This window comes from Rhodoplanes tepidamans (assembly GCF_030813915.1).
Classification (GTDB): domain Bacteria; phylum Pseudomonadota; class Alphaproteobacteria; order Rhizobiales; family Xanthobacteraceae; genus Rhodoplanes; species Rhodoplanes tepidamans.
In genome coordinates, this window is the sequence record NZ_JAUSUJ010000008.1 from 219,727 (window position 1) to 232,200 (window position 12,474).

General features: G+C 73.3%; 10 protein-coding genes. 6 read left to right on the plus strand and 4 right to left on the minus strand.

The genetic code is table 11. The features are described 5' to 3' along the window. The 5 genes from cobW to cobJ all read left to right on the plus strand — a co-directional run bounded on the left by cobW (position 1) and on the right by cobJ (position 6,803). Positions 1 to 1,041, plus strand: a complete 1,041-nt coding sequence (gene cobW / locus J2S22_RS12140; RefSeq protein ID WP_272776713.1) for a cobalamin biosynthesis protein CobW — start codon at positions 1 to 3, stop codon at positions 1,039 to 1,041. Between the two features lie 16 nt (positions 1,042 to 1,057). Beyond that, the gene (cobN, locus tag J2S22_RS12145; protein WP_272776712.1) at positions 1,058 to 4,369 is read left to right on the plus strand and encodes a cobaltochelatase subunit CobN; all 3,312 of its coding nucleotides are present in this window, start codon (positions 1,058 to 1,060) and stop codon (positions 4,367 to 4,369) included. A 145-nt stretch (positions 4,370 to 4,514) separates the two neighbouring features. Then, a complete protein-coding gene (locus J2S22_RS12150; RefSeq protein WP_272776711.1) occupies positions 4,515 to 5,141 on the plus strand; it encodes a precorrin-8X methylmutase in 627 nt (208 codons plus the stop codon). Positions 5,142 to 5,298: 157 nt separating this feature from the next. Next, on the plus strand, positions 5,299 to 6,024 hold the full coding sequence (locus J2S22_RS12155) for a precorrin-2 C(20)-methyltransferase (protein ID WP_272776710.1): 726 nt from the start codon (positions 5,299 to 5,301) through the stop codon (positions 6,022 to 6,024). Continuing rightward, on the plus strand, positions 6,021 to 6,803 hold the full coding sequence (gene cobJ / locus J2S22_RS12160; RefSeq protein WP_272776709.1) for a precorrin-3B C(17)-methyltransferase: 783 nt from the start codon (positions 6,021 to 6,023) through the stop codon (positions 6,801 to 6,803). The genes J2S22_RS12155 and cobJ overlap by 4 nt, the downstream gene beginning before the upstream one ends. Here cobJ and J2S22_RS12165 read toward each other — a convergent pair. Together J2S22_RS12165 and J2S22_RS12170 are read right to left on the minus strand one after the other, a co-directional pair. Next, positions 6,764 to 7,567, minus strand: coding sequence for a cobalt-precorrin-6A reductase (locus tag J2S22_RS12165; RefSeq protein WP_272776708.1), 804 nt, complete (start codon positions 7,565 to 7,567; stop codon positions 6,764 to 6,766). The genes cobJ and J2S22_RS12165 overlap by 40 nt on opposite strands. Further along, positions 7,568 to 8,659: a cobalt-precorrin-5B (C(1))-methyltransferase gene (locus J2S22_RS12170; RefSeq protein ID WP_272776707.1), complete on the minus strand. Its 1,092-nt coding sequence runs from the start codon at positions 8,657 to 8,659 to the stop codon at positions 7,568 to 7,570. A 46-nt stretch (positions 8,660 to 8,705) separates the two neighbouring features. Between J2S22_RS12170 and cobA the strand changes: the two genes are divergently transcribed. After that, entirely contained in the window at positions 8,706 to 9,467 is a 762-nt protein-coding gene (gene cobA / locus J2S22_RS12175) for a uroporphyrinogen-III C-methyltransferase (protein WP_272776706.1), read from the plus strand. Between the two features lie 88 nt (positions 9,468 to 9,555). On the opposite strand, the gene J2S22_RS12180 is transcribed toward cobA, so the two are convergent. After that, positions 9,556 to 10,818 (minus strand): FCSD flavin-binding domain-containing protein, encoded by a 1,263-nt coding sequence (locus J2S22_RS12180; protein ID WP_272840405.1) that lies wholly within the window; start codon positions 10,816 to 10,818, stop codon positions 9,556 to 9,558. Between the two features lie 161 nt (positions 10,819 to 10,979). Continuing rightward, entirely contained in the window at positions 10,980 to 12,248 is a 1,269-nt protein-coding gene (locus tag J2S22_RS12185; protein WP_370878204.1) for an FCSD flavin-binding domain-containing protein, read from the minus strand. Positions 12,249 to 12,474 lie beyond the last annotated feature (226 nt).

Genomic DNA, 12,474 nt, shown 5'->3' on the forward strand with positions numbered 1-12,474 from the left:
ATGTCGCTGGAAAAGATCCCCGTCACCATCATCACGGGCTTCCTCGGCTCCGGAAAGACCAGCCTGGTGCGCCACCTGCTGGAGAACCCGATGGGCCGGCGGCTCGCCGTGCTGGTCAACGAGTTCGGCGACGTCGGCGTCGACGGCGACATCCTCAAGGGCTGCTCGGACGCCAACTGCCCGGAGGACGCGATCGTCGAGCTGACCAACGGCTGCCTGTGCTGCACCGTGGCCGACGAGTTCGCGCCGACCATCGCGGCCCTGCTGGCGCGGCCGCAGCCGCCTGAGCACATCCTGATCGAGACCTCGGGCCTGGCGCTGCCGAAGCCGCTGCTCAAGGCCTTCGAGTGGCCGGACCTGCGCACCCGCATCACGGTCGACGGCGTCATCGCGGTCGCCGACGCCGAAGCGGTGGCGGACGGCCGCTTCGCGCCCGACCTCGCGGCCGTGGCGGCGCAGCGCGCCGCCGACGACACCATCGACCACGACACCCCGCTCGGCGAGGTGTTCGAGGACCAGGTCGCCTGCGCCGATCTGGTGATCCTCAACAAGGTCGACCTCGTCGACGCCCAGGGCCTCGCCCAGGCGCGCGAGACCGTGCTGGCCGAGACGCCGCGCCGGATCCCGGTGATCGAGACGCTGGAGGGCCGGGTCGATCCGCGCGTCGTGCTCGGCCTCGGCGCCGCCGCCGAGAGCGATCTCGACGCCCGGCCGACCCATCACGAGGAGCACGGCGAGCACGATCACGACGACTTCGAGACCGTGGTCGTGACGCTGCCGGACCACGCCACCGTCACCGAGGTGGTGGCCAAGGTGGAGGCCGTCGCCCGCGAGCACGGCGTGCTGCGCGCCAAGGGCTACGTGTCGGTGCGCGGCAAGCCGATGCGGCTCCTCGTGCAGGGCGTCGGCACGCGGGTGCGGGCCCAGTTCGACCGGCCCTGGACCGTGGACGAGCCGCGCGTCTCGCGGCTCGTCGTCATCGGCCAGAAGGGCTTCGACCACGCCGCCGTCACGGCGGTGCTGCAGGTGGTTCCGAGCTGACCATGCCGGGCTGACCATGCACATCCTGTTCCGCGAGCGGCACGGCCTCGAGGAGGCGGCGACGGCCGAGGATCTCGGCCACGCGCCCGCCGACCTCGTCGTCATGTCGTTCGCGGACAGCGACCTCGGCGCCTTCGCGGCCGGCTGGCGGGCCGGACGCGACGATCTGCCGAGCCTGCGCCTCGCCAACCTGGCGCGGCTGCAGCACCCGCTCTCGGTCGATCTCTACATCGAGAAGACGCTCGCGCACGCCCGCGGCATCCTGATCCGGCTGCTGGGCGGGCTCGACTACTGGCGCTACGGCGTCGAGCAGGTGCGCGCCGCCGCCGACCGCCACGGCATCGCGCTCGCCGTCGTGCCGGGCGACGGGCGCCCCGACCCGCGGCTCGACGAAGCCTCCAACGTGCCGGTGTCGACGCTGCGCCGGCTGCAGGCGCTGTGCGACACCGGCGGTGCGCGAGCGGCGCAGGGGGCGCTGGCCCAGCTCGCGCTCGCCTCCGGCCTGTGGGCCGTGCCGGTGCTCGGCGTCCGCGCCCTGCCCCGCCACGGCTTCCATCCGGGCGACTTCTCCGCCTGCCCGGTCGGCGAGCCGGCGGCGGGCGACGCCCCGCGGGCCCTCGTCGTGTTCTACCGGGCCGTCGTGGCGGCGGCCGACACGGCGCCGGTCGACGCCCTGATGGCGGAGCTGAGGGCGCGGGGCACGACGCCGGTCGGCGTCTTCGTCGGCAGCCTGAAGGAGCCGGAGACGCGGGCCTGGCTGCGCGCGCAGCTCGCGGTGATCCGGCCCGACGTGATCGTCAACGCCACCGCCTTCTCGGCCCGCGACGCCGACGGCGGACCGTTCGACGCGGTCGATGCGCCGGTGCTGCAGGTGGCCCTCGCCGGCTCGTCGCGGCAGGCGTGGGAGACCTCGGACCGCGGCCTCTCGCCCGCCGACCTCGCCATCCATGTGGTGCTGCCCGAGGTGGACGGCCGGGTGTTCTCCGGGGTGGTGTCGTTCAAGGCGCAGGAGCCGCCCGATCCCGATCTCGGCTTCGCCCGCGTCGTGCACGCTCCGCACGGCGAGCGCGTCGCCGCCGTCGCCGAGCGGGCGCTGGCGCTGGTCCGGCTGCGCCGCAAGCCGCGCCGCGACCGGAGACTCGCGCTGGTGCTGTCGGCCTATCCGGGGCGCGACGACCAGATCGCCCATGCGGTCGGGCTGGACGCGCCGGAGAGCGCGGTCGCGGTCCTCGGGATGCTGGCCGCGGCCGGGTATGACATCGACGACGCGCCGATCGACCACGCGACGCTGATCGAGCGCCTGCTGGCCGAGGAGATCGCCTGGCCGCTCGCCGACTACGAGGCGGCGCTGACGCGCCTCGATTCGGCCCTGCGCGAGACGCTCGCCGCCCAGTGGGGTGCGCCGGCCGACGATCCGTCTGTGCGCGACGGCCGCATCCGTTTCCGGGCGATCCGCTGCGGCAGCGTGATCGTCGCGGCGCAGCCGGAGCGCGGCAGCCGGGCCGAGCGCGCCGCCGAGTATCACGACGCGCGCCGGGCGCCGCGGCACGGCTTCGTCGCCTTCCACCTGTGGCTCCGGCAGGTGGCCGGCATCGACGCGCTGATCCACATGGGCGCGCACGGCACGCTGGAATGGCTGCCGGGAAAATCGGTGGCGCTGTCGGGCGCCTGCTGGCCGGACGCGCTGCTCGGGCCGACGCCGGTCGTCTACCCGTTCATCGTCAACGACCCCGGCGAGGCGGCGACGGCGAAGCGCCGGCTCGGCGCCGTCACCATCGGCCACATGACGCCGCCGCAGCGGCAGAGCGCGGTGCCGGACGGGCTGCGCACCGTCGAGAGGCTGCTCGACGAGTACTCCAGCGCCGACGGGCTCGACCCGCGCCGGCGCGAGCGGCTCGCCCGCGACATCGTCGCCGCCGCGAGGGAGACCGGCCTCGACCGCGACACCGGGATCTCGCCCGAGACGCCGGCGCACGAGGCCGTGGTGAAGCTCGACGCCTTCGTGTGCGACGTGAAGGCGTCGCAGTTTTCCGACGGGCTGCACGTGTTCGGGCGCGTGCCGGTGGTGCCGGACGACGCCGGCCTGTCGGCCGACGTTCCGTTCGAGGTCTGCGCCGGATCGGAGCGGACGAGCCTGCTGGCCGCGCTCGACGGGCGGGCCGTGCCGCCCGGGCCGGCAGGCTCTCCCTGGCGCGGCCGCCGCGACGTGCTGCCGACCGGCCGCAACCTGTTCACGGTCGATCCGCGCGCCGTGCCGAGCCGCGCTGCCGCCGATCAGGGGCAGCGCCTCGCCGACGCCCTCCTCACGCGCCATCTGCAGGACCACGGCGACTACCCGCGATCCGTGGTGGTCGATCTGTGGGGCTCCGCCACCATGCGGACCGCCGGCGAGGAGCTCGCCATGGCGCTGCGGCTGATCGGCGTGGTGCCGGTGTGGGACCACACCTCGGACCGCGTCTCCGGCTTCGAGGTGCTGACGTTGGCAAAACTCGGCCGGCCGCGCATCGACGTGACGCTGCGCATCTCCGGCCTGTTCCGCGACGTGTTCCCGGGCCTGCCGGTGCTGTTCGAGCAGGCCGTGGCGGCGCTCGCGGCCCGCGACGAGCCGGCCGAGGAGAACCCGTTCGTCGGCCGCAGCGACCCGCGGGTGTTCGGGCCGGCGCCCGGCGCCTACGGGGTCGGCGTCGCCGAGACGGTCGACGAGCTGACGCCCGAGACCGCGGCGGCCGCCGCCGAGGCGTGGCTCGCCGGCAGCGCCCACGCCTACGGCCGGAACGACGGCCTGTTCGCCCGCGACGCCCTGGAAGCCCGGGTGGCAGCGGCCGACGCCTTCGTCCACACCCAGGATCTGCCCGAGACCGACCTCCTGATGGCGCCCGACTACGCGGCGCACGAGGCGGGCTTCGCGGCCGCCGCGAAGACGCTGGGCGCGGCCCCGGCCCTCTATCACGCCGACTCGGCGCGGGCCGAAAGCCCGCGCATGCGCACCCTGCCGGAGGAGATCGCCCGGGTGGTGCGGGCGCGGGCCACGAACCCGCACTGGATCGCCGGCCAGATGCGCCACGGCTTCCGCGGCGCCGCCGAGATCGCCTGGACGCTCGACCAGATGGCGCTGTTCGCCCATCTCGCCGCCGCCGTGCCGACGCATCATTTCGATCTCTATTACGACGCGACGCTCGGCGACGAGGCGGTGCGGGACTTCCTCGACCGGGCCAACCCGCGCGCCGCCGCCGCGATGCGCCGCCGCTTCCGCCAGCTCGTCGCGGCCGGCCACTGGACCACCCGGCGCAACAGCGTCATGGACGCCATCGCGGACATCGACCGATGAGACGATACGTGATCTCGGCTTTCACCGGTCATTCCGGGGCGGCACGACGTGCCGAACCCGGAATCCAGCCACGACCTCCGCGTTCCGAGCTGGATTCCGGGTCCGCCGCTGCGCGGCGTCCCGGAATGACGACAAAGGGCAAGGCATGACCCTCGTCTACGAGAAGGACGGCCCGGCGATCTATCGCCGCTCGTTTTCCATCATCCGGGCCGAGGCCGACCTCGCCCGCTTCGCGCCTGACGAGGAGGCGGTCGCGGTGCGGGTCATCCATGCGAGCGGCATGGTGGAGATCGCGGCGGATCTGGTCTTCTCGCCCGGCGCCGCCACGGCCGCCCGCGCGGCGCTGCGCGCCGGCGCGCCGATCTTCTGCGATGCCCAGATGGTGGCGCACGGCATCACCCGCGCCCGGCTTCCGGCGAACAACGCGGTGATCTGCACGCTCTCCGACCCCGCCGTTCCGGCGCTCGCCGAGAGGCTCGGCACCACCCGCACCGCGGCGGCCATGGAACTGTGGCGCGACCGGCTGGGCGGCTCGGTCGTCGCCATCGGCAACGCGCCGACGGCGCTGTTCCGCCTGCTGGAGATGCTGGACGACGGGGCCGAGACCCCGGCCGCCGTCATCGGCATGCCGGTCGGCTTCGTCGGCGCCGCCGAGTCCAAGGAGGCGCTGCTGGCCGACGGCCGCGTGCCCTGCATGATCGTGCGCGGCCGCAAGGGCGGCAGCGCCATGACGGCCGCCGCCGTCAACGCGCTGGCGAGCGACCGCGAATGAGCGCGGTCGCGAACGCATTGTCCGTCATGCGCGGGTCTGTTCCGGTGCGCGGCGCCTGGGCACCCTCTCCCCGTGTGCGGGGAGAGGGTGGCTCGCCGCACAGCGGCGAGAGGGGTGAGAGGGCGTCTCGCGCCGCTGTCGCCTGGGAGCATCGCCGATGACCGCCACCGTCTACGGCGTCGGGCTGGGGCCCGGCGATCCCGAGCTGATCAGCGTCAAGGCCGACCGGCTGATCCGCGGGACCGGCGTGGTCGCCTATTTCGGCAAGGCCGGGCGGACCAGCAATGCGCGCACCATCGCGGCCGGGCTCCTGGCGGCCGACGCGATCGAGATCGCGATGGAATACCCGGTGACGACCGAGATCGCCTTCACGGATCCGGCCTACAACGCCGCCCTGAAGGATTTCTATCGGGACTGCGTCGCCCGGCTGACGGCGCACACCGACGCCGGCCGCGACGTGGTGGTGCTGTGCGAGGGCGACCCGTTCCTCTACGGCTCGTTCATGCATCTCCACACCCGCCTCGCCGGCCGCGTGCCGGTGGTCGTGGTGCCGGGCATCCCGGGCATGGCGGGCTGCTGGACCGCCACCGGCGCGCCGATCACCTGGGGCGACGACATCCTGACCGTGCTGCCGGCGACGCTCGACGAGGCGACGCTCACCGACCGCATGGGCCGCGCCGACGCGCTGGTGATCATGAAGCTCGGCAAGAACCTGCCAAAAGTGCGGCGGGCCCTGACGGCCGCCGGCCTGATCGACCGCGCCGTCTATGTCGAGCGCGGCACCATGCCGGGCGAGGCGGTGCTGCGGCTCGCCGACAAGCCGGACGATGCGGCGCCCTACTTCTCCATGGTGCTGGTGCACGGCGAGGGACGCCGGCCATGAGCGGCGAGCGACCCGCAGGGTCCGTGACCATCGTGGGCCTGGGCCCCGGCGCCCCGCGGATGATCACGCCCGAGGTCACGGACGCGCTCGCGACCGCCACCGACCTGATCGGCTACGGCCCGTATGTCGCCCGGGTGCCGGACCGGCCGGGGCTCACCAAGCACGGCTCGGACAACCGCGAGGAGATCGACCGCTCGCGCCATGCGCTGTCGCTCGCGGCGGCCGGGCACCGTGTCGCCGTCGTCTCCTCGGGCGATCCCGGCGTGTTCGCCATGGCGGCGGCCGTGTTCGAGGCGATCGAGCACGGCGATCCCGCCTGGCGCGAGCTCGACGTGCGGGTGCTGCCCGGCGTCACCGCCATGACGGCGGCGGCGGCCCGCGCCGGCGCGCCGCTCGGCCACGACTTCTGCGCCGTCAACCTGTCCGACAACCTGAAGCCCTGGGCCCTGGTGGAGAAGCGCCTGCGGCTCGCCGCCGAGGCGGACTTCGTGATCGCGCTCTACAATCCGGTGTCGAAGGCGCGGCCGCATCAGCTCGGCCGGGCGCTGGAGATTCTTCGCGCGAGCCGCGCGCCCGAGACGCCCGTGATCTTCGCCACCGCGGTGAGCGAGGCGCACGAGCGCATCGACACGGTGCGGCTCGGCGAGGCCGTGCCGGCGCGCGCCGACATGCGCACCCTGGTCATCGTCGGCTCGTCGCAGACGCGGCTGGTCGCGCGGAAAAACGGGCCGGCCTTCGTCTACACGCCGCGCTCGGCGCCGCCGGAGGCGTCGTCGTGACCGTCTTCGGGGGCTGTGTCGCCGACGAGCCAGGCCGTGACGGCCGCGACGGTCTGGACGCTCGGCCGCGCGGGAATGTCGGGCCGACGAACCATCACGACCGGCAGCCCGAGATCGCGCGCGGCGATGATCTTGGCCACCGCCGCGGTGCCGCCGGCGTTCTTGGAGACGACCATCTCGCTGCCGTGCTCGGTCATCAGGGCACGGTCGCCGGCGACGTCGAACGGCCCGCGCGCCACCACGACGGTGACGTTCGGCAGCGGCAGCGCGTCCCGCGGGGCATCGACCAGGCGCACCAGATAGTGGTGCTGCGGCCGCGCCGCGAAGGCGTCGAGATGCAGCCGGCCGATGCCGAGGAAGACGCGCCGCGGCGCATCACCGACCGCGGCCACGGCGTCCTCCAGGCTGTCGACCTCGATCCAGCGGTCGCCGGGCGCGGGCCGCCACGGCGCCCGCTCCAGCGCGACCAGGGGGACGCCGGCCGCCGCGCAGGCTGCGACCGCGTTGGCGCTCATCTGCGCGGCGAACGGATGCGTGGCGTCGACGACGCGGTCGATCCGTTCGGCGCGCAGATAGTCGATGAGCCCCGGCACGCCGCCGAAGCCGCCGACCCGCCAGGGGACCGGCACGGCGAGCGGGCTCTCGGTGCGCCCCGCATAGGACAGGACGGCGTCGACCTCCGGCGCGACGGCCAGCGCCTCCGCGAGCCGCCGCGCCTCGGTGGTGCCGCCGAGGACCAGGACCTTCTGCCGACGTCCCGCCATCTAGCCCCTCGTCACCGGCGTGCGGGCGAGCAGCGCGCCGGTCCGGCCGAACACCGCGACGTCGACGCCGACCGCGGTGCCGCGCAAGAGCGCCGCGGCGGTCTCGACGGCCCGGGCCGCCACCACGGCGCCGATGTCGACGCCCTCCGCCTGCGTCCGCTGCAGCACCTCGAGCGCCGTGTTGGCGCGCGGGATCGCCTCGACCAGCGCGGCCGGCGCGCCGGCCTGGGCGGCGAGCCGCGCGAGGTGGCCGAGATCGACCTCGCCGGCGCGCGAGTGCAGATCGAGCAGGCCCTGCGAGAGCTTGGTCATCTTGGCGAAGCCGCCCGCGATGGTGACGCGGGCGACCGGGTGCACGCGCACGTATTTCAGCAGGCCCCCGACGAAGTCGCCCATGTCGACCAGGGCGATCTCGGCCAGGCCGTCGAGCGCCGCGATCGCCGCCTCCGAGGTGGAGCCGGTGACGCCGGCGATGTGATCGAGGCCGGCGGCGCGGGCGACGTCGACGCCGCGATGGATCGCGTGGATCCAGGCCGCGCAGGAGAAGGGCACGACGATCCCGGTGGTGCCGAGGATCGACAGGCCGCCGACGATGCCGAGCCGCGGATTGAGCGTCTTTTGCGCCAGCGCGGCGCCGTTCGGGACCGCGATCTCGACCACGACGTCGGCCGATGCGCCGGTGGCGCCGCAGACCTCCGCGATCGCGGTGCGGATCATCGCGCGCGGCACCGGATTGATGGCCGGCTCGCCGACCGGCAGCGGCAGGCCCGGCCGCGTGACGGTGCCGACCCCCTCCCCGGCCCGGAACGTCACGCCGCTGCCCGGCGCGCCGGGCCGCACCGTCGCGACGATCACGGCGCCATGGGTCACGTCAGGGTCGTCGCCGGCGTCCTTGACGATGCCGGCCCGTGCGAATCCCGCGCCGGCCTCGGCGAGCGCGAGGGCGAAGCGCGGCCGCCGGCCGCCCGGCAGTGCCACATCCACGGGATCCGGAAACGTGCCGCCGACCAGCGCCGCGAAGGCGGCCCGCGTCGCCGCGGCCGCACAGGTGCCGGTGGTCCAGCCGGGCCGCAGCGCTCTCCCCTCGTCCATGGGCGCGACTATAGGCGCGCCGCTCCGCCCTGTCAGGACGCCCGCCATGACTGACCGCCCTGCCGCCGTGATCGCCCTGGTGGGCGCCGGGCCCGGCGATCCCGACCTGCTGACGCTGCGCGCCGTCGACCGGCTGCGGGCCGCCGACGTGGTGCTGTACGACGATCTCGGCAGCGCCGGCGCCCTCGTCCATGCGCGCGAGGATGCCGAGCTGATATCCGTCGGCAAGCGCTCCGGGCGCCACGCCCCCAAGCAGGCCGAGGTGAGCCGGCTGATGGTCGCCTACGCCCGGCTCGGCAAGCGCGTGGTGCGGCTGAAGTCCGGCGACCCCGCGATCTTCTCGCGCGCCGACGAGGAGATCACGGCGGCCCGCGAGGCCGGCATCGCGATCGAGATCGTGCCCGGCGTCACCACGGCGACGGCGGCGGCCGCCCATCTCGGCACGGCGCTGACCAAGCGCCTGGTCGCCCGGCGCGTGCAGTTCATCACGGCCCACGAGGTGACGGGCGGCCTGCCCGACGACCTCGACCTCGCGGCGCTCGCCGACCCGGCCGCCACCACCTGCGTGTTCATGGGCAAGGCGACCTTCCCGGCGCTGGCCGAGAGGCTGTTCGCCGTCGGCCTGTCGCCCGACACGCCGGCCGCCGTGGTGGAGAGCCTGGGGGATTCGCCGAAGAGCATGGTCGGAACGGTGGCCGGGATCGCGACGCAGCTGCGTGACAGCCCGCCGGCGGGTGCCTGCATGATCCTCTACGGCGCGGCACTGGCGGGGGTCGTCGAACCGGCTGCTGCATTCGGCCGATTCTGATCAGGTCCGGACAGCCGCCCCGATCCAACACTCTCCCCTCGCGGGAGAGGGAAAAAGCCTCATTCCGCCCCGGGACGACCTGAGCAAATCACCCGAAAATGTCCGTCGTCATGCCGCGATACCAGCCGACCGCCTCCTTGGCCTGCTTTTCGCGCAGCTCCGCCGACTCGTCGCGCTGGGACGTGTAGGGATCGAGCATCACGATCTTGCCGTCGCGCGGCTCGTAGCGGGCGCCGTTCTTGATCGCGTCGTCGGGCGCGATGCTGCTCCAGCAGTGATTGGTGAAGCGCACCGGCAGCAGCCGCGCGCCGACCAGCTCGTGGCGGACGACCATGGCGGTGTTCTTCGCCTCGTTGTTGGCGGCGAAGCCGGACTTCGGGAAGTCGCCGCCGATCGCGGCGTCGCCGATCACGTGGATGTTCGGGTCGATCAGCGATTTCATCGTGCCGGCATCGACCGGGCACCAGCCCGACTCGTCGGTGAGGCCGGCGTCGCGCCCGAGCCGGCCCGCCATCTGGGGCGGGATCACGTTGACGAGCGCCGCCTTGTGGGTCTCCAGGTCGGTCGTCACCGTCATGGCCCTGGGATCGACCGCCTTGATGCCGCCGTGCATCCCCGGGTCCTGCCACTCGATCGTGCCCGGATAGTGCCGCGCCCAGCCGTCCTCGAACAGCGGCTGCATGGCGAAATGGTCCTTGGCGTCGAGGATGACGATGCGGGCATCCTTGACGCCGCGCGCCTTCAGCCCGTGCGCCATCATCGAGGCGCGCTCGTAGGGTGCCGGCGGGCAGCGATACGGATTGGGCGGCGCGACGACGACGATCAGGGCGCCGTCCTCCAGCGCGTCGAGCTGGCGCTTGAGCAGCAGCAGCTGGTCGCCGCCGCGCCAGGCGTGCGGCATCCGCTCCGCCGCCTCCTCCGAGTATCCCGGCACGTCGCCCCAGCGGAAATCGATGCCGGGCGACAGGATCAGCCGGTCGTAGGGGACCCGGGTGCCGTCGGCCAGGCGGACCTCCCTGGCGGTGCGCTCGATCGCCGTGACGGTGGCGAACACCGGGCGGACGCCGCGGCCGATCAGGTTGTCGTAGCCATAGACCAGGCGCTCGTAGGGCTTGAGCCCGCCGAGGAAGAGGTTCGAGGTGAACGGCGTGACGAACTGCCGGTTCGCCTCGATCATCGTCACGTCGATCTCGGCGCCCCCGGCGACCAGGTACTTGGCGGCGGTGGCGCCGCCGGCGCCGCCGCCGACCACCACCACCCTGGGCCGCGCCTGGGCGATCGCGGGTGCGGCGAGCGCCGTCGCCGCCACCGAGCCCGCGGTTCCGCGGAGGAAGCCGCGTCGGTCGATCACGGCACCTGTCTCGAGGTCCCTCGGGCCGGCATTCTGGGCCACGCTTTGCTCCCCGGTGTTCGGCGCCGTCGCCGGGCTCGACCCGGCGACCCATCCGAACGATCAGCGATCTTCGTTTCGATGGATGCGCGGGTCGAGCCCGCGCAGGACGGCAGAGGGCCTCACCCGAAGATGTCCGCGACGATGCCCTTGTACCAGCCCATGTTCTCCTCGCTGGTCTGGCGGCGCTCGTCCTTCGATTCGCCGGTCTTGGAGATGAAGCCCTCGACCTCGGCGATGGCGCCGTCCTTGGCCTCGTAGCGGCCGCCGACCTTGACGGTGTCGTCGGGCGCGATGATCGACCAGCAGGTGTTGGCGTAACGGGCCGGGAAGGTGCGGGCACCGGTGAGCTCGCCGCGCACCGCCATCGCCACCACCTTGGCCTGGCTGTTGGCCGCGAAGGCCGACTTCGGCATGGCCCCGGCGATCGCCGCGTCGCCCAGCACGAAGATGCTCGGGTCCTGGGCCGACTTCATGTTGGTCGGGTCGATCGGGCAGAAGCCTGAAGCGTTGGCGAGGCCGGCGTCGCGGGCGATCCTGCCCGCCATCTGCTTGGGGATGACGTTGACCATGTCGGCCTTGATGGTCTCGAGGTCGGTGGTCACCGTCATGCTCTTCGGGTCGACGCTCTTCAGGCCGCCGTGCATCTTCGGATCCATCCACTCGACCATGCCGGGATAGTGGTTCTGCCAGCCCTCCTGGAACAGCGCCATCTTGGAGAACTTGTCCTTCGGGTCGATCACCACGATGCGCGACTTGGCGTGCCCCTTCTTCTTGAGGACGGCCGCCATGCAGGAGACGCGCTCGTAGGGGCCCGGCGGGCAGCGATACGGGTTCGGCGGCGCGATCATCACGATGGTCGCACCGTCCTGGAGAGCGTCGAGCTGCTTCTTGAGCAGCTGGGTCTGCGGCCCCGCCTTCCAGGCATGCGGCATGATCTCTGCCGCGGCTTCCGACCAGCCCGGCACCGAGGCGAAGTCGAGGTCGATGCCGGGCGCGACCACGAGGCGGTCGTAGGCGAGCGTGCTGCCGTCGGCGAGCCGGACCTGCTTCTTGTCGCGATCGATGGCGCTCGCCGCCTGATCCACCTTCTTCACGCCCTGGGCCGTGAGCTTGTAGTCCTGGGTGATCGAGTCCCACGGCCGGTAGTCGCCGAGATAGAGGTTGGAGTGGAAGCAGGTGACGAACTTCGGCGCCGGCTCGACCAGCGTCACGTCGATGGCGCCGTTCGAGTCCTTGGCGACGTAGCGGGCGACGGTGGCGCCGGCCGGCCCGCCGCCGATCACCACGAGCCGCGGCTTGGCCTGCGCCCGCAGCACCGCCGGCATCGTGATGGTCGCGGCGCCGGCGAGCAGCGCGGTGGAGAAATGTCGTCGGGTCATGGAAATCATGAAGTCCTCCCTGGATCCCAATGCTGGCCCTGTGTTCGGGCCTGTTCGTTGCAACCTCGGCCGCTGCGCTCCCTCTCCCAGCGTGCGGGGAGAGGGTCGGGGTGAGGGGACGCCTCGTGGATACGGAGACGGGGGGGGGGGGGCGGGGCGGGGCCGGTGCGCCCGCGTGAGCAACAACCCGAACACGCAGAAGCCGCGGCTCCGCGGGAGCAGTGCGGGATGCGCA

Bases quoted from the DNA above. Each gene is read 5' to 3' on its own strand.
- cobW (WP_272776713.1), top strand. From the start codon at position 1: ATGTCGCTGGAAAAGATCCCCGTCACCATCATCACGGGCTTCCTCGGC.
- cobN (WP_272776712.1), top strand. From the start codon at position 1,058: ATGCACATCCTGTTCCGCGAGCGGCACGGCCTCGAGGAGGCGGCGACG.
- J2S22_RS12150 (WP_272776711.1), top strand. From the start codon at position 4,515: ATGACCCTCGTCTACGAGAAGGACGGCCCGGCGATCTATCGCCGCTCG.
- J2S22_RS12155 (WP_272776710.1), top strand. From the start codon at position 5,299: ATGACCGCCACCGTCTACGGCGTCGGGCTGGGGCCCGGCGATCCCGAG.
- cobJ (WP_272776709.1), top strand. From the start codon at position 6,021: ATGAGCGGCGAGCGACCCGCAGGGTCCGTGACCATCGTGGGCCTGGGC.
- J2S22_RS12165 (WP_272776708.1), bottom strand. From the start codon at position 7,567: ATGGCGGGACGTCGGCAGAAGGTCCTGGTCCTCGGCGGCACCACCGAG.
- J2S22_RS12170 (WP_272776707.1), bottom strand. From the start codon at position 8,659: ATGGACGAGGGGAGAGCGCTGCGGCCCGGCTGGACCACCGGCACCTGT.
- cobA (WP_272776706.1), top strand. From the start codon at position 8,706: ATGACTGACCGCCCTGCCGCCGTGATCGCCCTGGTGGGCGCCGGGCCC.
- J2S22_RS12185 (WP_370878204.1), bottom strand. From the start codon at position 12,248: ATGATTTCCATGACCCGACGACATTTCTCCACCGCGCTGCTCGCCGGC.